This is a genomic window from Rhizobium sp. J15 (assembly GCF_002531825.1).
Taxonomy (GTDB): domain Bacteria; phylum Pseudomonadota; class Alphaproteobacteria; order Rhizobiales; family Rhizobiaceae; genus Rhizobium.
In genome coordinates this window covers 48,085-70,872 of record NZ_NWSX01000030.1, presented here as the reverse complement: position 1 = coordinate 70,872, position 22,788 = coordinate 48,085, and the positions used below count along the sequence as shown (strand labels likewise).

The window sequence follows — 22,788 nt, the reverse complement described above, 5'->3', positions numbered from 1 at the left end:
TCTTTCCGAACGACGAAGCCATCGTCCGTCTCGTCGGCGCACTGCTGCTCGAACAGAATGACGAATGGGCCGTTCAACGCGCCAAGTATATGACGCTTGAGACCATGGCCCAAATGAGATGAGCCCCAAATCAGCCTGCCCCGCTGTGGCACGCTGATATCCCCTTCCGACCCATGTCGGGAAAGCACGGCCATCAGCCGCGACCTACACCACCTCCCGGGACACGATCGTATCACCTTGTATTCCGGACTAAACTTATGCCGACAGCGTTGCGATAGAGGGCATTCGGAACCAGCATGCGGCTATTCCGGAAGGTCGGCACTCGCATGACGTCATCTGACCGACATCGTGGGGTTATTCGACAAAAATTGCGAAATGTCCTTGATCCAGTTTCCGCTGTTAGATCTAGTTGTCGCCGGCAGTCCTTCTCCTTCTCTATCATATTTGCTGGAGCGTGCCGCAAGTCCGACAAGAGCTGCGCCTAGGCCAACAGCTCTGTGCTGTCATTGACGGGTTAGGAACACGTCAATGATCAACGAGGCTGGAGCCTTATACCCGGTGTTCCTGCCTCAAATGTAAGGGCATGACGAGTGCCGCCCTTTCCTTCACTTGACCAGGTGGTTTCCGATCGAGGAGCCGCCATCGACCGTCAGAATGCTACCGGTCGCGAACCTCGAACGATCGGACGCAAGAAAAAGCATTGCTTCAGCAATCTCTTCAGCTGTCCCCATCCGATCCATGACGGCACGGGCGTTGAAATCGCTGCGAAGCTTCGCGGGGTCCTTCGCTTCGGCGAAGATTTTCGTGAAGTAAGGAGAGTCGATTGTCCCTGGAGCGACCGCGTTGACACGAATTCCCTCTTTCGCATGATCCATGGCCATCGCGCGCGTCAGCGAAGATATTGCTCCTTTCGATGCTACGTAGGCAGTCCTGTCCGCGATTGCTGAGGTTGCGGTGTAGGAAGTCGTATTGATGATCGAACCTCCGCCGTTCCGTCGCATAACAGGAATGACGTACTTTGAGCAAAGGAAGATCCCTTTGACGTTTACGGACATAATCCGGTCCCAAGTTTCTTCAGGAATGGTCACCACATTCCCCGTCGTTCCGAACCCGGCATTATTGACGAGCACGTCGACCCGGCCCCACTTTGCGGTCGTCTTCTCAACCATGCTTTCCGCGTCCTTGGCGGACGAGACGTCGACGCGAACACCGAAAGCCTTCGAGCCGATCTCGTTCGCCACACGAACCGCGGCGTCTTCATTGACATCAGCAACAACCACATAGGCGCCGTTCTTTGCGAAAAGCTCGGCTGTCGCACGACCAATGCCGCTGCCGCCCCCTGTGACGATACAAACTCTTTGATTCAAATCCATCGACCATCTCCTCATTTTTGGGTGCCTTAGAAGACATTTTAGCAGACAATCTGTCAATTGTGAAAATCCAGTTGACAGATTGTCTGCTGATCTGTTTATCTAGGCTCGATCGAATTTGGCCGTGGGAGGACAATATGGCCGATACCAGCACTGAGGCGCAGTTGACTTTTAAGGCAGCTATGCGTCGGTTCACATCAACCATCTGCTTGATCACGACCGAACTCAACGGGGTCCGTCATGGCATGGCCGCCACCGCGGTCCAGTCGGTTACCGCGGACCCACCAACTGTTCTTGTCTGCATCAACCAATCGGCTTCGGTGAATCAGCCTTTGAAGATCTCCGGGAAGTTCGCCGTGAACATGCTGCATCTTTCACATGCCGATCTTGTGCCGCTGTTCAGTGGGCAATTGAAGGGTGAAGAGCGCTTTCATTACGGCGAGTGGCTGTCTCTCGACGGCATGCCGGTCCTGTCCGATGCGCAGGCGGCGTTTGTCTGCAAGCTAAAAGATGTCGTTCACGTTGGAACGCATGATGTTGTGCTCGGAGAAGTGCTCGAAGCACGGTTCATCGAGTCAATCGCGCCGCTTCTCTACGAAAACGGTCAACTCGTCAGGTCGTCGTCCATCAGTGGATCGGCCGCATAGTAGGTGGCTTTAACCACCAATCACATCACTCATCGAAAGCCCAAGGGCGGCAAGGAGAAAAGCGTGAGCAATATGGCACCCGCAAGAGAAATTCATGGACGTGAAGTCACAGAGCGCTTTGAGCGCGGACTAAAGACCCGGCGCGAAGTCTTGGGGGGGGGCTATGTTGATGCGTCGGTCAGCAAAGCCACCGACTTCAATTGGCCGATGCAAACCCTCGTCACAGAATACTGCTGGGACGCGATTTGGAATCGGCCGGGCCTGGAGCGCAAGCAGCGCAGCATCCTCAATCTCGGGATGATTTCGGCCCTCAATCGTCCGCATGAGCTGAAACTGCATGTTCGCGGAGCAATCAACAACGGTCTTACCAAAGAGGAAATTCGGGAGGTTTTCCTCCAGGTTTCGATTTACTGCGGTGTTCCTGCGGCCATCGACAGCTTCCGCGTGGCAGCGGAAGTTTTCGACGAGATGGGCATCTAGTTATTCAACGCATTTGAGTGGGCTGAGCATCATCCGTTGCCAGCCCGAGGAGGGACTACAGTGACCGCACAAGACGATTTCCGCGCTGCCGGAAACCCAATGTTCAATGATAACAAGCTCAAGCTCGGCGTATTTGGCACGAATTGCTCGAATGCATGCGCGATTACGCTCGCTGAGACAACGTTCGAACCTACCTTCGACCACAACGTCGAGATTGCAAAGAAGCTTGAGGCAGCCGGTTGGGAATGCATGGTGCCGATTGCACGCTGGCGTGGTTTTGGCGGTCCTTCAAACTTCAATGGCGTGAACATGGATACGTTCACCTGGGCGGCCGCTCTCGCGGCGGTCACCACGAAGCTCCAGTTCTTCTCAACGACTCACATTCCGACGCTAAACCCGATTGTTGCAACCAAGATGGCGACAACAATCGATCACATCTCGAAGGGTCGATACGGCCTCAATCTCGTTACCGGCTGGTTCACTCCCGAAATGGAAATGTTCGGAGTTCCTATGATGGAGCACGACACCCGCTATGAATACGCCACTGAATGGATGGATATCGTCGAGACGCTCTGGAAACGCAATGGCGTTACCTTCGAAGGCGAGTTCCTCAAAGTCAAAGACGCCTTCAGTGAACCCAAACCCTACAACAAGGCGGGTCGCCCGCTCCTGATCTGCGCCGGCGCCTCGGGCAAGGGACTGCATTTCACCGCCAAGTTCTGCGACTTCAACTTCGGCTTCATGCAAGACATGGAATCCGGCGCTGCCTGGGTCAAAAAGGTGAAGGACCTGGCGCGTACTGAATATAACCGTGATCTTGGCACATTCACAGCTTGCCCCGTTATCGTTCGCGAAACGGAGAAGGAAGCAAAGGAATACTACGACTACTACGTCAACCAGAAGGGTGACTGGGAGGCATGCGAGAACATCTGTGAAGTTCTGCAGGTGCAATCTCAAAACCATTCTGCCGAAATGTATCAAAAATTCAAGGAACGCTTCGTCGCTGGCTGGGGTGGATACCCGATCGTCGGCAATCCAGAACAAGTCGCCGACAAGCTCGTGGATCTCAGCAATACAGGCGTCAACGGCGCCTTGCTGACAATGGTCGATTACAACGAGGAACTTCCCTTCTTTAACGACCGTGTCATGCCGCTGCTCAAGCAAGCCGGTCTGCGCAACTGAACCAGTCCTCGGGACGGCGATTGCCGTCCCGACACGAACTCTGCCAGATTCTGGCAGGATTTTCGCGGCTGGCGGCCAAAGGGGCCGGCGGTTGAGCGGAACCACAAGGGGAGGAGGCCCTGAATGCTGAAGAAAATCGTTGCAGCGCTTTTTACGCTGTCGAGCCTTTATCACATGAACGGCGTGGCGAAGGCTGACGGCCTCGATTCGTTGCCGCCGGACCAAAAGGCGCTTTACGAGAATATCGATCCCGCCATTCCGCTCGGGGGGACGGTGTACAAAGATTTTGTTCCAAAACGTCCACCGCCGTGGAAAATTGGTTATGCATCCACATATGCCGGTAATACCTGGCGCGCGAACATCCTGGACGAATTCACCAACGTATTGCTTCCGAGATATAAGGAAGCAGGCCTAGTCTCCGATCTAATCGTCACGCAGTCTGACCTCAAAGACGCTGTCCAAATCCAGCAGATGCGGCAGATGGTTGACGACGGTGTTGATGCGATCGTCATTTGCTGCTCGAACATTACCGCACTTAACAAGACCATAGAGTATGCTCATTCGAAAGGCGTGCCAGTCTTCTCAGTCTCGGGCTATGTCACATCACCCTACGCAATCAATGCCACAGAGAATAACACCGACGGTGGCTACAAGGCTGCTGAATGGCTTGCCAAGGAAATCGGTGAAAAAGGCAACGTCCTGATGGTATCGGGCATCCCCGGTTTCGCATCATCGGACAGCTTCGACATCGGCGCGAAGAACGCGTTCGATAAATTCCCCGGTATCAAAATTGTAGGCACGATAGCTGGCAAATGGACCGACCAGGTCGCCCAGGTTGAGGTTCAGAAGTTTCTTGCCACCAATCTTGCTGAGGTTAATGGCATTCTCGTTCAGTCCGCTTCAGAAAACGGTGTCGTGAACGCAGTACAGCAATCCGGCCGCGACATGATGCCTATCGTGCTCGGGGGTGAGGCTTCGGCAGCCTGCTACTGGCGTAAGAACCCTGATTTCATAAGCAAGAGCTTCCATTTCTGGCCGCCGCGGTCTGATGCCCGCCTTGTGTGGGACGTCATGATGCGAACGCTCGAAGGCCAGGGACCAAAGATCCAGTCGATTCTTCGTCCTGCGCTTCCTTACACCATTGATGACGTGAAGGAAGTGCTGAAGGAAGATTGCGATCCCAATTCCACGGATTGGATCGAGCCGAAGAACAACGGCTGGTGGCCTGCAGACGTCGCTGCAAACTACTTCGAACGTCCTGAAGATCCGTTAGCTTGGCGGCCGAAGAAGTAATGAATGTTCTCCGGAAGGAGACCTCCCAGCCTCCCGCGTCGGTTTCTATAATCGGCGCGGGAGGTATCTGCGATTTGATTGGAAATAGTGTGCTGGACTTTCACAGAATTCAACGTTTGCCGCCTTATGTTTTCGAACAGGTCAACCGTTTGAAAGCAAGCGCGCGAGCGGGCGGCGCCGATATCATTGATCTCGGCATGGGAAACCCCGACCTTCCCACTCCTCAGTCGATCGTCGACAAGCTGTGCGAGGTCGTGCAGGATCCGCGCACCCACCGCTATTCCTCCTCCAAGGGCATTCCGGGGCTGCGCCGTGCCCAGGCCGCCTATTATGCCCGCCGTTTCGGTGTCAAGCTCAACCCGGATACCCAGGTGGTCGCCACCTTGGGCTCCAAGGAAGGCTTCGCCAACATGGCGCAGGCGATCACCGCGCCCGGCGACGTGATCCTCTGCCCGAACCCGACCTATCCGATCCACGCCTTCGGTTTCCTGATGGCGGGCGGCGTGATCCGCTCGATGTCGGTTGAGCCGGATGAGAGCTTTTTCCCGCCGCTGGAGCGGGCGGTCCGGCATTCGATCCCGAAGCCGTTGGCGCTGATCCTCAACTATCCGTCGAACCCGACGGCCCTCGTCGCGACGCTCGATTTCTATAAGGACGTCGTCGCCTTCGCCAAGAAGCATGACATCATCGTGCTTTCCGACCTTGCCTATTCCGAGATCTACTTCGACGGCGCTCCGCCGCCATCGGTTCTCGAAGTGCCGGGTGCAATGGATGTGACCGTCGAATTCACCTCGATGTCGAAGACCTTTTCCATGCCCGGCTGGCGCATGGGCTTTGCCGTCGGCAACGAGCGGCTGATCGCGGCGCTCACCCGCGTCAAGTCCTATCTCGACTACGGCGCCTTCACGCCGATCCAGGTGGCCGCGACCCATGCGCTGAACGGCGACGGTTCCGACATTGCGGAGGTTCGCAACGTCTACAAGCGTCGCCGCGACGTCATGGTCGAAAGCTTCGGGAAGGCCGGCTTCGACGTGCCGCCGCCGGCTGCCACCATGTTCGCCTGGGCAAAGATCCCGGAAAAGTTCCGTCATCTCGGTTCGCTGGAGTTTTCCAAGCTGCTGGTCGAGAAGGCCGACGTCGCCGTTGCACCGGGTATCGGCTTCGGCGAAATGGGCGACGACTACGTCCGTCTGGCGCTCGTCGAGAACGAACACCGCATCCGCCAGGCTGCGCGCAACATCAAACGCTGGCTTAGCGGCGACGAGAAATTTGAAATCAACGTAATGAATCAGTGAAAGGATACCCGATGCCAATCTTCGGATCATGCCAATGCAAAGCGGTAACGTACCAGGTTCAGGAAATTGATGGACCCATGTGGAATTGCTTCTGTCAAACATGCCGGAAGTCACACGCCGCTGATCACAATACCGCTGCGAAGGTGAAAAGCGAGCACTTCAAGATCCTTACAGGCCAAGATACGCTTCATAGCTTCGAATCGACGCCTGGAAAGCTGCGGTGGTTTTGTTCGGTATGTGGCTCGCACGTTTATGCGGAGCGGCCGGCCAGCCCGGAGCTCAAAGTCGTTAGAGCCGGCACGTTCGATACCGATCCTGGAAGTGTGCCGATGTCAAACGTATGGGTATCGCATGCGGAACCTTGGCTCGCCCATGATCCATCGAAGGCAAGCTCACCAGAGTTCCCGTAAGTGACCGGGATACTACCTGTCGTAACTGAGGTGGAGCCACGGCGACCGTATATCAAGCGGCAACGCCTCATTCCGTGTCCAGGAGGTTCTAACGCAAACGTGCTGGGTCGGTAAAAGCGGCAGGGATTGCAGACAGTAGGTGCGCTTGCACGGCGAGCCCACCCATTGAGAGAATAAAGTCGTACGAGACAGAAGACTTCTGCGAAGCAATCCAGCCTTCGAGGTTGGGAAATTACGGGTTGTGAGGGCTCAGGACACCGCAGGACTATTTTTGCCCCCACGGGTCCTCAACGACCTCCATTGCGGTGTGAGTGAAAATTGTAAGATTGTCTTATGCGAGAATGTTGGGAGTCCTGTGACATGAAAGTTGTTGTAATAACGGGGAATTTATCGCGCCCCTCGAAAACCCGGGCCGTAGCAGACTTCATGGTGGATCGGGTGCGCGCGTCCGGCAACGAAGCAAGCTGCTGGGACCTTGTCGACCTTCATCCGCACCTTGGGGCAACAGTGTTGCCCTCCAGCGCCGCTGAGATTGTTAAAGCGGCACTCAACGATATTTTGGCTAGTGACGTGCTAGTTGTTGGTAGTCCGGTCTACAAAGCATCTTACACTGGGTTGCTGAAGCATTTATTCGACCTTGTCGACATGAAAGCGCTTAAGGGCCGCTATGTGATCCCTTTTGCAACCGGTAAAGCATCGAGTCACAAGCCGCTCGTCGAAGCCTCGATGGAAGCCTTATTCGACTTTTTCGAAGCGCAAATACATAGCCGTTTCATTTTCGCTCTCGATGAAGATTTTCAGAACGATGCTCTTTCTGAGAACCTGCGCGCGCTTGTCGACAGAGAGCTCGATGCCGCGCGTCGCGCCGTCAGCCCATAATAAGGAGGAGGATTCCATGTCTTTTTCGAGCATAGATGAGGCGATCGAGGCGATCGAAGCGGGCGAGATGGTTATCGTGGTCGACGACGAAAACCGGGAGAATGAAGGCGACCTAGTCGTTGCTGCCGAAAAAATAACAGCTGAGCACATCGCTTTCATGATGAAATATGCGAGAGGCCTTATCTGCGTGCCACTTCCAGCCGAACGTCTCGACAAACTCGAGATCCCCCTGATGGTCACACGTAATTCGGACTCACTGCAGACGGCATTTACCGTTTCCGTCGATTGCAAACACGGCACAACGACAGGGATTTCAGCCGAAGATCGAGCAGCAACCGTCAAGTCGCTCATCGATCCGCAGACGCGGCCGGAAGACCTATCGCGACCGGGTCACATTTTTCCTTTGCGTGCAAATCGTCTCGGTGTCCTGGGCCGTCCTGGCCACACCGAAGCTGCCGTGGATCTTGCACGACTTGCCGGCCTGGCGCCGGCTGGCGTAATCTGCGAGATCGCCAATGACGACGGAACCATGTCTCGACTGCCAGATCTCGAGAAGTTCGCAATCGAACATGGCCTGCACATAGTAACGATCGACGCTTTGATTGAGTACTGCAGGAGTCGTGATACGAGGGTAAAGCGTTACGCGCAGTCCTTTATGCCAACGCGGTTTGGGGATTTCAAGGCAATTGCTTATCGCGATAGTTTGACGGGAACGGAACACTTAGCTTTGACACTTGGCGAGTTGTGCGAGAAGGAAGACGTTCTGGTACGGGTGCATTCTGAATGTCTGACAGGTGAGGCGTTCCGGTCCATGCGATGCGACTGCGGTCAACAGCTCGAAATGGCTCTTCGGGCGGTCCAGTTAGCGGGCGCTGGTTGCGTGATCTACATGCGTGGGCAAGAGGGGCGTGGCATTGGCTTAGGAAACAAAATTGCGGCTTACAGCCTGCAGGATCATGGTCGTGATACTCTTGAGGCAAATCGGGAACTCGGCTTCGCATCTGATTCCCGCGAATATAACGCAGCGGCGGATATCATCCGCGACCTCGGTATCGGCAGCGTTCGGCTTCTGACCAACAATCCTACAAAAATAGAGGCGCTGCGAACGTCAGGCGTCATCGTGTCGTCTCGCCAGAGTCTGATCGCCGCATCTAGCGCGTCCAACATCACTTATTTTAAGACAAAGCGCGATCGGTTTGGCCACCTGTTGGACCAGGACACGTCAGCTGAACACGTCGGCCGGAGCAACGTCTTTTCAGTGTTTGGCGCGCAGGTGTTCTCTGGACCCCTTGGATAACGGAGCCGCCCTCGCCACTTACCTGCCGGTGATTGTAGGGGGCCGCCTTTGACCGGCAGAGTCCTAGAGCTTTTGCGTGGGCCCTGCCAGCACATCATTCGTGCAGGCCTATCGGAGTGATGTGGCCCGCGATTGCATCGAAAGCAGCGTTCGACCATATCTCGTCTTGAGCACGGCTGTTCCGACGGATCGCATTTAATCGCGGTCCGTCTTGTCTTTCGAAAAGTCTCGCAAAACTAATGCTTCATGCGAAGGATCGGCTTAATGACTTTGCCGCTCTCGGAATCAGCCATCGCCTCGTTGATCTGGTCGAGGTCATAGAACTGAACCAGTTTGTCGAACGGGAAAAGTCCCTGCTGCCAATACTCGATCAACTGCGGGACGAACTCGGACGGAACGCTTTGTCCTTCGACAACGCCGATCAATGTGCGGCCGAAAAGGAAGTTCCCGATATCGATCGTGCCTTCAGTGCCGAGAGCGGACGAGCCAACGAGACCGCATGTTCCCGGCGTACCAAGGCAGTCGACTGCCTGACGGAAAACTCGCGGCGAACTCGTGCATTCCAAGCTGAAATCAACGCCTGCGGGGACGATCTTCCTGATCGCGGCAACGCTGTCCAATTTGCGGGCATTTATCGTGTGCGTCGCCCCGAGTTCGCGCGAAAGTTCCAGCCGTTCATCGTTCAAGTCGATCACGATGATGGTCGCGCATCCGGCGATTTTCGCGGCCATCGTAGCCGCCATGCCAACCGCACCAGCACCGAACACTGCTATTGACGAGCCGGGCTTCGGCTTGAGGCAATTCAGTACCGCGCCAGCACCGGTCTGAAGCCCGCACCCGAGCGGTCCGATCAACTCGAGTGGAACATCCTTTGCAACCTTCACGGCGTTTCGTTCGCTGGCGATGGCGTAGGTTGCAAATGACGACTGCTCGAAGAAGCAGCCACTAATCTGTTTCCCGTGAGAATCATGGATCGGGCAGGTGCCATCCGGACGAGTGCCGCGGAAATTGCGACCGAAGAAGTCCTCGCAGTAGAAAGGTGTACCGGAAAGGCACTTTTCGCACTTGCCGCAATAGGCGTAGCTCAAAGCAACGTGATCACCGGGCACAAGATCTTTAACTGCGCTCCCGACGGCCTCGACGACGCCAGAGCCTTCGTGTCCCAACACAACAGGTTGAGGTACGTCATATCCCTGGTCCCTGACCACCAGGTCGGTATGACATACCCCCGATGCGACGATGCGGACCAAAATCTCGTCTGCACGAGGTTCCTCAATCCCTATGCACTCCAAGATCAAGGGCTTCGCCTTTTCGCGCGAGACCGCCGCATATGCCTGCTTCATGTAACTGTTCCTCCAAGGCTCACAACGCAATTCGCGCGAACGTACTCATCGTCAGACAATCAGTCAATAATTACTCTATTAAATTAGATCAGTTCAACCGGAGCAGGGCTGCATTTTTGCAAAGTCACGAGTGAACGCTGATTTGAAGTGATCAAAGGGTTCCGATGCATGTTCGAAAGGGAGCATGCGTCTTGTCCCGCTTTGGGCTGAAAGATCGGCAGACGAAAATTTAGTAGCAACGTGTGAGGCGAGCCGGATGGCGTCGCTTGCCGACGTCGAGCCGGTTCTGAAGGCTATCGACAGCTTCGAGACACCGGTATTGCCAAGTTCAACCGACTACAAACGATGCTACTGCCAGCCAGGCTTAACAGACAGTACCAACCAGGACGTTAGTCTTCTCGATGATCGAGAGGTCCGACGCAATCCGGTATACAGTTGGCGCGGCGGTCGGTGACTCAATAGCGAGCGTATCCTGGATCGTGAGGCGTTCGATGCCCTGCTTTAGTGACCTGATCGTATTCCCGTGGGCCACCACAAGAACCGATTTCCCTCTCAACAAGGGGGGGAACGCTTCGCTTATCAAAAAGGGCAGAACCCTCGCGCTTATGTCCCGTATGCTTTCTCCCCCAGGTGGTGGAGTGCTGTACGAGCGGCGCCAAACCTGGACAACATCCTGGCCCCACCGCTCACGTGCCACGTTCTTGTTGATGCCGGTGAGCTGTCCGTAGTCGCGTTCGTTCAACTCGGTTCTCCTGATTGGCTCCAGCAGATCGCCGTTGGTTTCGTTCAAAATCGCTCTGCAAGTGTCGACTGTGCGCAAGAGGGCAGAGCTAAACGCAATATCGAACGAGATGCCGAGGTTCGCGAGCAGTGAGCCGGCTCGCCTGCTCTCAGACCAGCCCTCCTGTGTGAGCGGCACGTCGCTCGTACCCGTGAACTCCCCGCGCGCGTTCCCTTCGCTTTGGCCATGCCGGACAATCACCAGAGTGGACATTCATAACCCTCCCATCGATTTAGCGAACACGAATATTGTCGCACTATCGGACAATCCGTCAAGTGCGACTATGTGCAAGTGAAAACAAAACGATGTCGAAAAAACAAACGTCGAAGTTTATATTTATTGACAGATTGTCTGATAGCTCATACCAATGCACTCCGCCGTATTGAGGAGAGTCCGGCACGGCTTGGGAAGGCAAGGCTCTCGCCTTAACAGACAATGCCGCCCAGAGCGGCCGGAGGAGGAATTTTCATGAAGAGACGTACATTTCTACAAGCGAGCGGGGCAATTGCTGTAGCCGGCACGTTCGGAATGCCGGGGATTCTTCGCGCCGACGACGCGATCAGTCTCCTACCTGACACTTGGCCCTCCGAAGGCGCCAACCCAATTGTCGACGCGGGTAAGTTCAAGAAGTCAGGCCCGTGGAAGATCGGACACAGCCACTACGGCCTCGCTGGTTCAACGCATACCTACCAGACGGCGTTTGAAGCCGAATATGAAATAAAAAAGAACAAGGATCGGATCGCTGATTACCAGTTCCGGAGCGCTGATCTCAATGCCTCCAAACAAGTTGCCGATATCGAGGATCTGATCGCCCAGAAGGTCGATGCGATCATCATCGCACCGCTAACCACCGGTTCCGCCGTCGAGGGCATCAAGAAGGCAAAGGCTGCTGGCATTCCAACCGTAGTCTATCTCGGACGCGTCGACACCGAGGAGTTTACGGTTCAGGTCCAGGGCGACGACTTCTATTTCGGGCGCGTGATGGCTCAGTTCCTCGTCGACAAGCTTGGCAACAAGGGCAAGGTATGGGTTCTGCGTGGCGTCGCCGGGCATCCCATCGATGCAGATCGTTATGCAGGCGCCATGGAAGTCTTCAGCAAGTCTGGACTTCAGATCACGTCGACCCAGCACGGAAGCTGGTCTTATGAGGACTCAAAGAAGATCGCCGAAAGCTTGTATCTCTCCGACCCAGATGTCGCGGGCATCTGGACCGATGGAGCCAACATGTCTCTTGGCGTTTTGGATGCCTTGCAGGAGGCTGGCGCCTCAACGATCCCGCCAATCACGGGCGAAGCACTTAACGGCTGGATGCGTCGTTGGAATGACGAAAAACTTTCCTCGATCGGTCCGATTTGCCCACCCGCTCTGTCTACTGCCGCGCTACGGGCCGCCTTCGCCTTGCTGGATGGGAAGCCGATTCAGCGTAACTGGACGAACCGCCCCAAGCCGATCACCGACGAGACGCTCTCCCAGTTCTATCGCGCAGATCTCACTGATGCGTACTGGGCGCCGACCGAAATGCCGAACGAAAAGCTCCTTGATTATTTCAAGGCTTGATGAACTACGGGCACGATCACTCGTGCCCGTATCCCTGTCGAAGATGGAAATTCCCATGAGCACGCTTGTCGAGATGGTCGGCATCAACAAATCGTTTGGTTTCACGAAAGTCCTTTCGGACGTTCGCTTTTCCCTGGAACGTGGCTCCGTGCACGCTCTGATGGGGGAAAACGGCGCGGGGAAGTCCACCCTGATGCGTATTCTGGCGGGGGTATATCAGCCGGGCGCAGGAAGTGTTCGGCTCCGCGGGGAGGAAGTCAATTTCCGTTCCCCTAAGGAGGCACGGTTGGCGGGAGTGTCGACGGTGTTTCAGGAGTTTACCCTGATCCCCAATCTCACCGTTGCTGAGAACATGTTCCTGGGCCACGAACCTCGTCGCATTGACGGTTCGATCGATAGCGTCGAGGTAGTGAAACGCGCTCGCGCTTTGCTGGCTGACGTATTTCCACAGCTCGACGCAACCGCGATCGTCGAGACACTGACTGTCGCGCAGCAGCAGGCAGTAGAGATCGCGAAGGGACTTACGTCGAACGCGGACGTATTCATCTTCGACGAGCCAACGGCGGCGTTGAACTCGACCGATGTCGCGCATCTTTTCAAGGTTATCCGCGACCTTAAGGCTCAACATAAGGCTGTCGTCTACATCTCTCATCGCATGAATGAAGTCTTCGAACTATGCGACACCATCACCGTCATGAAAGATGGCGCTTGGGTAAGGACTGCAAGAGCGCAGGACTTCAACTTGCAAACGCTGGTAGCGACAATGGTTGGTCGCGAACTTCAGAACTTCTTTCCGCCGCGCTCGCAGGCCACCGGAGCGGCAATGCTGGAGGTTTCGGACTTGCGCCTCGACGACAGCAGCTCGACAGTCACTTTCGTTGTCAGAAAAGGTGAAATCATCGGGCTGGCAGGGCTCGAAGGACAGGGCCAGCGAGAGATAATGCGTGCCATTGTGGGCGTTGAATCGCCAAAGGCCATCGCCGTGTGGCGTGCCGGCCCCGACAACAGCATGCACGTGGTGAATGTAGGGTCAGGGTTCGCTCGCGCGGTCGCATCAGGAATCGGTTTTATCCCTGAGGACAGGAAGCAGGAAGGGCTGTTCCTGCGCCTGCCTATCTACGACAACATCGCGCTGGGAAAACAGCTCAATCGGAATATGGCAAGCGTTGCGTGGCGATCGGCGTCGAGGGTCCGCGAGGTGATCAAGTCGTTACGAGTTGCGGCCGCCGATCCCAATGCGCCCGTAGGTAAACTCTCGGGCGGGAATCAGCAGAAGGTGCTGCTGGGCCGCTGGTTGCTCTCCGGAGTGGACATCCTCGTTATTGAGGAGCCCACGCGCGGCGTCGACGTCGGTGCAAAGGCAGAGATTTACAGATTGCTGCGGGACTTCAGTGATCGTGGCGGTGCGGTCGTGGTTTCGTCGCGCGAGCACGCTGAGCTTATAGGGCTCTGCGACAGCATTTTGGTCGTTCATGACAGGAAGATCGTCGGACAGATGTCCGCAGAGGGGGCGACCGAGGAAAGAATCCTCGAGACTGCGCTGGGGGCGAGTGCGTCACCGGATCCCCGTGCTGCGGTGCATTGAGGAGGATAACTTATGAATTCATTTGCCAGTCGCCTGAAGCTCCCTTATCGCGCGGGAGCGATCGGGCTTTCCATTGGAACGCTCCTGGTGATGGTTGTCGCCTCGGTAATATTATTGCCGGACTTCATGGATCCGGAGAATTTGTCTAATCTCCTGGCGCAATCGACGGTGCTCGTCATCTCGGCTCTCGGTCAGACGTTCGTCATTCTCACTGGCGGCCTCGACGTGTCGGTTGGGTCCGTCATCAGTCTAACGACGACGATCATGACGCTTGATCTTCCTGAGATAACCCGCGTGCTTATCTGCATCGCGGTGGCGATGGGGTTCGGAGTAGCGAACGGTTACGGTGTCGCGCGCCTCAATGTACATCCAATCATCATGACGCTGACAACAATGGGCATCGGCCAAGGTATCGCGTTGATCATTTTGCCAATCCCAGGCGGGCGCGTGCCGGAGTGGCTTTCCGGCTCGGTAGCCGGATCCATCGGCCCCGTACCTAACTCATTGTTTTGGTTGATCACGGCATCGCTCTTCGCATCCTGGATTCTCTATCGTCGTCCCTTCGGCCTCTACCTCTTCGCTTCCGGCGGCAATGACTTCAACGCACGGATGAACGGTGTTCCCGTCGAGCGCACCATCATCAAAGCGTATGTTCTTTCCGCTCTATTCGCATGCGCTGCGGGGATGTTTCTTGCAGGTCGCCTTGCATCGGGTGATCCTAAGGGCGGCGCTTCATTCGGGATTGAGTCTGTAACGGCTGCAGCATTGGGTGGGGTCCACCTCGCCGGGGGCATCGGAAGCATTGTGGGAACCGTCGTTGGCGCGGCGATCCTCGGGACAGTGAATAATGTGATGAATCTGGCCAACGTCTCTGCATTTCTTCAGTCGGTCGTCAAGGGTGTGTTGCTTCTCGTACTCGTCGTTTCGCAGCGACGCAAAACAATCGGACTTTGAAAGAAATGGACTTCTCGATGACCACATCAGACTCGAAAACTGAAGCACCATCTCGCTCATTGAGGGGTAAGAGCGCCATTTCGTGGATACTCGGGCTACCGCCCGCATACTATGTGCTCGCAATCCTGGTTGCGGTTGCTCCAGCAGTGAGCGCCACGCTCATAAATCCCAACTACTGGTTTGTAATCCTCAAGCAGTCAGCGCCGCTCGGGATCGCGGTGCTCGCCCAGTCGCTTGTCATGCGGGTGCGATCCATCGATCTCTCTGTCAGCGGTATTTTCGCGTTCGCGATTTATCTGGCCAGCTCGGGCCAGCTCAACAACTATCCACCGCTAATGACCGTCCTCATGCCTGTTGTGATTGGGCTAGCTGTGGGGGGTGTAAACGGAATACTCGTAGCATACGTGCGCGCTTCTGCCGTTATCTCCACACTAAGTGTTTCGGCCATTCTGATTGGGATCGTCCAATACATGAGCGCCGGCCGCGCGCCCGGTTCAACGCCAAGCTGGCTTCGAATACTTACGAGCGGCAATATCCACGGCCTTTCCTATTCCGTGGTCCTGTGGATCGTCATCGCCGCCCTGATTTCTATCGCATTTCGCTTTCTCATCGTCGGGCGTTACTTCAGGGCCGTCGGCGACAATCCGAGGGCGGCGGAAACTACAGGAATTCCGTTGGCACGTACGATTTTTGTCTCGCACACGCTCGCGGGCGCCCTGACAGGCATCGCGGCCCTGGTCCAGGTATCCGCGTTGGCGGTCGGCACCATCAAGCCAGGCTTCGACACCTTCATGAATGCTCTCGCCGCCACGATCCTCGGCGGTGTGACGTTCGGCGTCGACCGGGGCGGCGTCGCCGGGCCGTTCGTTGCCGTCGTTGCCTTCAGCTTCCTGTTCGCGATGCTGACCGTCTTCGGCATCCAGGAGCCGGGCAAGCTTATCGTCCAGGGCGTGATCATTGCATTTGCCGCAATCATCTACGGTGCGCGCGCGGGTCGCGTCTAGTCCGTCGGGCCGATCAAGTCATTCCCGTAGCAATTGCGGGAGAACGCAGGAGAATATAATGGTGAAAATCACTGCGGCTGTCGCCGTGAAGCCAAAGAGCCCGCTGGAGTTCCGTGAACTCGAACTGGCTGACCCCGAAGGCAACGAGATCCTGGTTCGCACGGTTGCGAGCGGGATCTGCCACACGGACTTGCTGCTTCGCGACGGTATTTTTGGCCCGCCGGCACCGGTGATCCCGGGGCACGAAGGCGTCGGCGTCGTCGAGGCGGTCGGACCAGAAGTTCAGAGCCTCAAAGTGGGTGATCACGTCGCACTGAGCCAGAGCTCATGCGGATTCTGCGCCGACTGCCGCCGTTCTCACCCAATGAACTGCCAAAATTATACCCAGTACAATCTTACGGGGCTTCGTCCGAATGGTAAGAAGGCATTGCTCTGCGATGAAGTTGGCATTGGCAGCAATTTCGTGGGCCAGTCGTCCTTTGCGACGCATATCCTTGCGACTGAAAACAATGCAGCGCTTTTGCCGAAAACAGACCTCGACCTTACCGACGCTGCGCCACTCGGGTGCGGCATGGCAACGGGTGCAGGAACAGTGATAAACGCGATGAAGCCGGAAATAGGGTCGACGATAGCCGTTTTCGGCGCAGGTGCTGTCGGCATGGCCGCCGTGATGGCCGCCAAAGTTCGTCGGTGCAGCAAGATTATCATCATAGATCTGAATCAGCAGAGGCTAGACATGGCCATGGGGCTTGGTGCCACACATGCGATCAACGGCAAAGATCCCGACGTAGTCAACCAGATCCATGCGCTGACGGGCGGCGGTGCCGACTTCGCGATCGACGCAGTTGGCATCATTCCGGTTATTCTGAACTCGATCAAGTGCACCCGTGCCGGCGGGCACGTTGTCTTGCTCGGCCTCGACGCGCTCGGGAACGACATTCCCATCCCCCTCGATCTAATGGTGTTCAATCGCAAGATCCAGGGTGCGATCCTTGGTGATCAGATTCCACAGCTGTTCATTCCGCAGATGATGGATCTTAATCAGGCTGGGCTTTTCCCCTTCCAAAAATTGATCACCAAGTATCCCTTCGAGAAGATCAACGAAGCGATCGCGGACGCCGAAGCCGGGCGAGTGATCAAGCCGGTCGTCGTTTTCAATTAGGAGCCAGCGCAAATGACATCGAAGAAGTCAGAGGAACAGCACCTTGTCGTTGAATTCAAAACCACGTCCCAAAATCGAAATCGCGTAAAAGAACTCCTTCAGGAATTCATTGGACCCGCCCGCGAAGAGTCTGGTTGTCTCTACTACGACCTCTACCAGCGGTCGGACGATCCGAACACTTTCATCATCTTAGACGGCTGGCAGAATGAGGCGGCTGTCGTTGGCCATGGCGAACATCCTAATGTCAAGCGGGTGCTGGAGCCTCTTCTTCCACTGTTGGTGAGTCCACCGTCGATTAATGTAAATACCCGTATCAGCGACTGATCGGGCGCAATGGCCATTTCTACGAGGCGCGCGCCCCGAGCGCGCAGGTTTGGGGAGACGAAATGGATACGCATCGAGTTGTCGTAGTCGGCGGTGGCTTTGCCGGACTCCAGTTAGCGAAGGACCTCAAGTGTCCCGACACTTCCATAACGATCGTCGACAGGCGCAACCATCACCTCTTTCAACCGCTCCTCTACCAAGTTGCCACGACTGTATTGGCAACCTCGGAGATAGCCTGGCCCATCAGAGCATTGTTCAGAGGACGAAAGGATGTATCGACGCTGCTGGGCGAGGTTGTTGGCGTTGATACCGAGGCACGCGTAGTATCGCTCAAGGATGGGAATGCTATTCCCTATGACACGCTCGTTCTCGCGACAGGTGCAAGGCACGCCTATTTTGGCCGGGACGAGTGGGAGCCGTTTGCGCCCGGGCTAAAGGCACTCGAAGACGCGACGACCATCCGGCGGCGGCTTCTTCTCGCGTTTGAGAAGGCCGAATTGGAGGCTGATCCCGAACGGCGGAAGGCAATGCTCACGTTCAGCATAATCGGAGCAGGCCCGACAGGCGTGGAGATGGCTGGGATTATAGCGCAACTGGCCCAACGAACCCTTGTTGAGGAGTTCCGTAGCATCGACACCAGATCGGCGCGCATCCTTCTCATCGAGGCAGGTCCACGTGTCCTACCCGTGTTCCCGGAAGCACTTTCGAGATATGCCGAGCAGTCGCTAATCAAGATGGGCGTCGAAGTGAGAACAGGCATTCCCGTGACGGCATGCAACGAGAACGGCATCGCGATCGGAGATGAGTTCGTTTCAAGCCGGACCGTCATCTGGGCTGCGGGGGTGCAAGCGTCGAACGCCGCCGCCTGGGTCGGTGCTGAAAAGGACAGGGCGGGTAGGGCGGTCGTGCAGCCAGATCTGACTGTTGGCGGTAAGCCCGAGATTTTTATTATTGGAGATACTGCCTCCGTGAAGGCCGCTGATGGAACACCCGTCCCCGGAGTGGCTCCCGCCGCCAAACAGCAAGGCAAATATGTCGCTTCGGTAATTGAAGCACGACGTCTGGGTACACCCACTCCAAGTGCGTTCAGATATAGGCATCTGGGAAACCTGGCTACCATCGGGCCGAATTCGGCTGTTATCGACTTTGGGAAGATCCGGCTCAAGGGCGGAATTGCATGGTGGATTTGGGGGCTTGCCCATATCTACTTCCTGATAGGTACGAGGAGCAGATTGGCAGTGGGACTAAGCTGGCTATGGATCTTTGTTTCCGGCCATCACTCCGCACGTTTGATCACGCAAAAAGAAACCTTAAAGGATGAGGTTTAGTCGCTAGCGCGAGCACGCCCGAGTCTGCTGGGCCGTGAATGGAGACCATCAAAGGCCAGACATTTGGGAATCGGTTGCAAAGCGATGGTTGGCAGCAGGTAACAATTCTGTCGGAGTTCCATATATAACAATGATTGATCTTCGCACTATCAACTTAGGCGACTTCGACTGCGTCGAATTCACGGCGAGGACTGGCCGCGACAAGTCTATTGCCCTGTCCGCCTGTCGTTAGCGATAGGCGGGCCTCATGCTTGAATACCGTTTCGGGAAGGAAGTGATGATGTGGAGAGTTGAGAGTGTCCCCCTCTAAGATTGACCATTTCTCGCTCAAAGGTACCTGCAGCGAGGAACTCGCGGCAGCGCTTTCGAGGCTTTCCCCGCAATCTGAAGCGCATGTACATGGCGATAAGACGATCGCCTACGATGTACATGCGATTACCAATGGTCCGATTGCAGTTATTGCCGCGCACTACGAGGGCGACCTAACCGTCCAGCACCGGGGACCGGCGGAGGCAAACATCATCATGCTTCCACTACATGGGCGATCGGTCGTTACCGTTGACGGCAGACAAATCCCGTCAGAGGGAACGCGGGGCGTTTTCGTGAACAGTATGTCGGCGAGTACGACCCAATTCATTGGGCCCAGGAAACATTTGGGGCTTAGGATCGCCCATGATGAGCTGACGCGCCGTTTGGGATGTCGGCTCAATACGCCAATAAGAGGCAGCCTCGATTTTTCGCCAGAAATCGACCTATCGGTCGGGTTCGGCTCCCTTTTGGTTCAACTGGTACCAGTGCTGTATGCTGGATTACGAGACGGAACCCTCCTTCAATCACCGATAGCACTTCATCACCTCACTGAAACGACGATGGAGCTTTTGATCGAAGCTGCGCAGCATCGCTACTCATCTGAGTTATGCCGCGTTGCTGAATCACCCTTACCCAAGGCCGTTAAGCGGGCGGTCGACTATATGCGTGCCAATATTACTCGGCCGCTATCTCTTGAGGAAATCGCAACGGCTTGTGGCGTAAGCCGACGCACTCTTCAAAGCGGTTTTCGCAACTTTCGGAATACGACCCCTCTGGCATTCCTGCAGCACCTACGGTTGGAATTAGTGCATCAGGAACTGATGACAGGCGAACCTGGCCTCTCGGTCACGCAGGTCGCTCTGAAATGGGGCTTCGTGCATAGAGGCAGATTTTCTGCGGACTATCGCAAGCGCTATGGGGTACTTCCCTCGGAAACATTGCGTATATCATAAGCAGATTGCGCCGACCGAGCTACGATCAGCCGGCACGCTCGACCGTCCTCAAGGCTTGCAGCAACAGCACTCTCCAGAAAAGCCGACTGCCTCGGCCCAAGATCTGTCTTGCAGATGATCCCCTGAACGCGACGATGTTCCGATCTGCGCAACGCAGTTCAAGACCACTACAGGAGTTAATCTTATAGTAATTATGCCGAGGTCATCTCACACATAGCGGTCAATGTCGCAATGTTCTGGACCGCGTCGCTAATGGAAGCCGGTGTAATTTATAGTCGTCTATGAGGAACATATGTCGAGACTGCCGCTATCTCTACTTTTAATGATTTTGGCAATTATCCCGTTGACGGCGTTCGTAATCATCGGAGTATCAACATCACTGGGATATTACCGAGAATACTCTACCTTCCGCAGCGCACAAACAACGCAGCGACTTGGGCGGGAAGGCGGATTCCTCGCCCAAGCTATAGCGGCGGAAGCGTTTGCCGGCGCCGACGTGCGTCGGGCAAAGCAAGCTGCATCGGACAGGGCTTTTACAGCGGTCTTTTCCGCTTACGACTCTTGGAAAAAGGCATTCGACGATCCGGCCATAGAACGGGCGGTACAGATCATTCGTGAAAGGCGGGACAATATCGATAGCTTCCGCCGGCGCGTCGATGACGGAACGGCTAGCGAGGCGGAGGGAGCTGTTGCTTTGCGCCCAGCTGCCCTTGCGGGCTTGGAGCTCGTCCGTCGCACTGGGGCGACTGTCAATGATTTGGATTTAGCACGCCAAATTACCGGTTTTCACGCGCTCATGCAGATCACGGAAGCTAGTTTGCTGGAGATCAGGCCCGGCCGAGCCTACGTCAAAAATTCAGCCATGTCCGTCGATCTATTTTCGTCCCTCTTACAGTCAAAAAATCTAAAGCAGCTTTATGTGCCTGCGATGCAGGAATTTCTCCCCGCCGATCTCGTCAAATCTTATGACGACTTCGAGGCCAGCGCCGCAGGCAAGTTCATCGCGGGCGTTCGCGATCAGATGTATGCAAACCAGCCGGGCGTTTCCTTCCCCCCCGAGACGTTGGATCGATGGAATGAAATCACCCAACAGCGGGCTGCTTTGTTGACCGCACTCATTATGCGCACCGGCGACGAGTTGGACGAGATGGCATTTCAGCGTTACGCCGATCTTCGCAATGCCTTTATCGGCTACTCCGGCGCCACGCTTCTGATCATGTCTACGGTACTCATTTTGTGCATTTCGGTCGTTCGGAGAATTTCAAGCTCCATTCGGACTCTGACAAGCCGAATGAAGGCACTCGCAGAAGGCGATACGTCGGCGCCGGTGCCCTTGACGATCCGACGCGACGAGATCGGGGACATGGCGCGTTGCCTTGAGTTTTTCCGCGGCGCGGCCATACAGAAAAGTAACCTGGAGACATCCGCGGAAGCTGAGCGCATTCGTTCTGACCAAGAGAAGCTGGATATTCAGGTAAGGGCGGAAAAAGAAGCAGAAGAGCGCCTCATCCGAGCGACGACGGCATTGGCAACCGGGTTGAAGCGGATGGCGGATGGAGACTTGATTTATGAAATTGAGGAGCCGTTAGCGCCACAGTTTGAAAGTTTGCGCAGGGATTTCAACGCTTCCATTCGTCAGCTCCGGGACGTGCTTGTTACCGTCGGCCATTCAGTCGAAACGGTCACGAATGGCAGCTCGGGCGTCTCGGCCGCATCTGAAAATCTTTCAAGACGCACGGAGCAGCAGGCGGCTTCGCTCGAGGAAACTGCAGCGGCGTTGGAGGAGATAACCGTCAACGTTGCATCGACCACGAAGAGGACGGCTGAGGCGCGCGGAGCCGTCCAACAGATGCGAGATCATGCGGAAATGTCCGGTCGGGTTGTACGCGATGCTATCGGCGCCATGAATCGCATTGAAAACTCCTCCAAGCAGATTTCCCAGATCATCAGCGTCATCGACGCGATCGCCTTCCAAACGAACCTCCTGGCGCTGAACGCCGGCGTCGAAGCAGCGCGTGCTGGCGACGCGGGAAAAGGCTTTGCGGTTGTTGCCCAGGAGGTCAGGGAGCTTGCACAGCGCTCAGCGACAGCGGCAAAAGAAATCAAGGATCTCATCGGCAATTCAGCTCTTGCCGTCGACGAAGGCGTAAGGCTCGTGAGTGAAACCGGATCGGGCCTGAGAACGATTGAAGAGCTTGTGCAGGATGTAAATCTTCATATGGACGCAATCGCAACGGCCTCCCAGGAACAATCGTCGGGCCTGCGCGAGATCAACGGCGCGGTTAACCATATGGACCATGCCACTCAAGAAAATGCGAGCATGGTCGCGGAGATGAATACTGCAGGATCGCACCTCGCTCAAGAGAGCCAAAGCCTAGCCGCACTGTTGAAACATTTCCACTTCAAAGACGAGAGCGGGAAGCCACAGAAGGTCACGGGCGAACTTGGGAAGAGCTTCCCGCCCGGTCAGACAATGGTTGACCGCGGAGACTATCCGATGCGCCGTGGTAACCTGGTGCTCGCGCCTTCGAATGATGATTGGCAAGCGTTCTAAATGATATGGGCGGCGTCGCCGACCACATGCAAATACACGTCTTTGATGATTCTGAATGAGAGCGATATCCCGGTGGGGTAG

General features: G+C 55.8%; 20 protein-coding genes. 17 read left to right on the top strand and 3 right to left on the bottom strand.

Annotation, left to right across the window (positions count from 1 at the left end):
• Positions 1-605 precede the first annotated feature (605 nt).
• Positions 606-1,373 carry an SDR family oxidoreductase gene (locus tag CO670_RS22635; protein WP_004671535.1) on the bottom strand — a complete coding sequence of 256 codons (768 nt, stop codon included), beginning with the start codon at positions 1,371-1,373 and terminating at the stop codon, positions 606-608.
• Positions 1,374-1,507: 134 nt separating this feature from the next.
• On the opposite strand from CO670_RS22635, the gene CO670_RS22630 reads away from it, so the two are divergent.
• From CO670_RS22630 to CO670_RS22595, 8 genes are all read left to right on the top strand, one after another.
• Positions 1,508-2,017 carry a flavin reductase family protein gene (locus tag CO670_RS22630; RefSeq protein WP_004671533.1) on the top strand — a complete coding sequence of 170 codons (510 nt, stop codon included), beginning with the start codon at positions 1,508-1,510 and terminating at the stop codon, positions 2,015-2,017.
• A gap of 72 nt (positions 2,018-2,089) precedes the next feature.
• Positions 2,090-2,497 (top strand): carboxymuconolactone decarboxylase family protein, encoded by a 408-nt coding sequence (locus CO670_RS22625; RefSeq protein ID WP_004671531.1) that lies wholly within the window; start codon positions 2,090-2,092, stop codon positions 2,495-2,497.
• A gap of 60 nt (positions 2,498-2,557) precedes the next feature.
• Complete coding sequence (locus tag CO670_RS22620; RefSeq protein WP_011053356.1) at positions 2,558-3,679, top strand: LLM class flavin-dependent oxidoreductase; 1,122 nt, start codon at positions 2,558-2,560, stop codon at positions 3,677-3,679.
• A 123-nt stretch (positions 3,680-3,802) separates the two neighbouring features.
• Positions 3,803-4,972 (top strand): ABC transporter substrate-binding protein, encoded by a 1,170-nt coding sequence (locus CO670_RS22615; RefSeq protein WP_004671529.1) that lies wholly within the window; start codon positions 3,803-3,805, stop codon positions 4,970-4,972.
• Positions 4,973-5,049: 77 nt separating this feature from the next.
• Positions 5,050-6,267, top strand: coding sequence for an LL-diaminopimelate aminotransferase (locus CO670_RS22610; RefSeq protein ID WP_026188837.1), 1,218 nt, complete (start codon positions 5,050-5,052; stop codon positions 6,265-6,267).
• Between the two features lie 11 nt (positions 6,268-6,278).
• Positions 6,279-6,677, top strand: a complete 399-nt coding sequence (locus tag CO670_RS22605) for a GFA family protein (protein ID WP_010029274.1) — start codon at positions 6,279-6,281, stop codon at positions 6,675-6,677.
• A gap of 360 nt (positions 6,678-7,037) precedes the next feature.
• Positions 7,038-7,556 (top strand): NAD(P)H-dependent oxidoreductase, encoded by a 519-nt coding sequence (locus tag CO670_RS22600; protein ID WP_004671524.1) that lies wholly within the window; start codon positions 7,038-7,040, stop codon positions 7,554-7,556.
• A 16-nt stretch (positions 7,557-7,572) separates the two neighbouring features.
• The gene (locus CO670_RS22595) at positions 7,573-8,853 is read left to right on the top strand and encodes a bifunctional 3,4-dihydroxy-2-butanone-4-phosphate synthase/GTP cyclohydrolase II (protein WP_004671523.1); all 1,281 of its coding nucleotides are present in this window, start codon (positions 7,573-7,575) and stop codon (positions 8,851-8,853) included.
• Between the two features lie 236 nt (positions 8,854-9,089).
• Here the strand turns inward: CO670_RS22595 and CO670_RS22590 are convergent, their stop codons facing one another.
• Both CO670_RS22590 and CO670_RS22585 read right to left on the bottom strand, forming a co-directional pair.
• The gene (locus CO670_RS22590; RefSeq protein ID WP_004671520.1) at positions 9,090-10,196 is read right to left on the bottom strand and encodes an NAD(P)-dependent alcohol dehydrogenase; all 1,107 of its coding nucleotides are present in this window, start codon (positions 10,194-10,196) and stop codon (positions 9,090-9,092) included.
• 364 nt (positions 10,197-10,560) lie between these two features.
• Positions 10,561-11,190, bottom strand: coding sequence for a 2,3-bisphosphoglycerate-dependent phosphoglycerate mutase (locus tag CO670_RS22585; protein ID WP_004671516.1), 630 nt, complete (start codon positions 11,188-11,190; stop codon positions 10,561-10,563).
• Positions 11,191-11,445: 255 nt separating this feature from the next.
• Between CO670_RS22585 and CO670_RS22580 the strand changes: the two genes are divergently transcribed.
• The 9 genes from CO670_RS22580 (at position 11,446) to CO670_RS22540 (ending at position 22,707) form a co-directional block, all read left to right on the top strand.
• Positions 11,446-12,534, top strand: a complete 1,089-nt coding sequence (locus CO670_RS22580) for a substrate-binding domain-containing protein (RefSeq protein WP_004671515.1) — start codon at positions 11,446-11,448, stop codon at positions 12,532-12,534.
• A gap of 55 nt (positions 12,535-12,589) precedes the next feature.
• Positions 12,590-14,119 carry a sugar ABC transporter ATP-binding protein gene (locus CO670_RS22575; protein WP_170967833.1) on the top strand — a complete coding sequence of 510 codons (1,530 nt, stop codon included), beginning with the start codon at positions 12,590-12,592 and terminating at the stop codon, positions 14,117-14,119.
• A gap of 12 nt (positions 14,120-14,131) precedes the next feature.
• Entirely contained in the window at positions 14,132-15,073 is a 942-nt protein-coding gene (locus CO670_RS22570) for an ABC transporter permease (protein ID WP_004671512.1), read from the top strand.
• Between the two features lie 5 nt (positions 15,074-15,078).
• On the top strand, positions 15,079-16,077 hold the full coding sequence (locus CO670_RS22565; RefSeq protein ID WP_026188838.1) for an ABC transporter permease: 999 nt from the start codon (positions 15,079-15,081) through the stop codon (positions 16,075-16,077).
• Between the two features lie 58 nt (positions 16,078-16,135).
• Positions 16,136-17,239: an NAD(P)-dependent alcohol dehydrogenase gene (locus CO670_RS22560; protein ID WP_004671507.1), complete on the top strand. Its 1,104-nt coding sequence runs from the start codon at positions 16,136-16,138 to the stop codon at positions 17,237-17,239.
• A 12-nt stretch (positions 17,240-17,251) separates the two neighbouring features.
• A complete protein-coding gene (locus CO670_RS22555) occupies positions 17,252-17,563 on the top strand; it encodes an antibiotic biosynthesis monooxygenase (protein ID WP_004671505.1) in 312 nt (103 codons plus the stop codon).
• A 62-nt stretch (positions 17,564-17,625) separates the two neighbouring features.
• Positions 17,626-18,891 carry an NAD(P)/FAD-dependent oxidoreductase gene (locus CO670_RS22550; RefSeq protein WP_004671504.1) on the top strand — a complete coding sequence of 422 codons (1,266 nt, stop codon included), beginning with the start codon at positions 17,626-17,628 and terminating at the stop codon, positions 18,889-18,891.
• Positions 18,892-19,187: 296 nt separating this feature from the next.
• Positions 19,188-20,153, top strand: coding sequence for an AraC family transcriptional regulator (locus CO670_RS22545; RefSeq protein WP_008534397.1), 966 nt, complete (start codon positions 19,188-19,190; stop codon positions 20,151-20,153).
• 292 nt (positions 20,154-20,445) lie between these two features.
• Positions 20,446-22,707: a methyl-accepting chemotaxis protein gene (locus tag CO670_RS22540; protein ID WP_008534399.1), complete on the top strand. Its 2,262-nt coding sequence runs from the start codon at positions 20,446-20,448 to the stop codon at positions 22,705-22,707.
• Positions 22,708-22,788 lie beyond the last annotated feature (81 nt).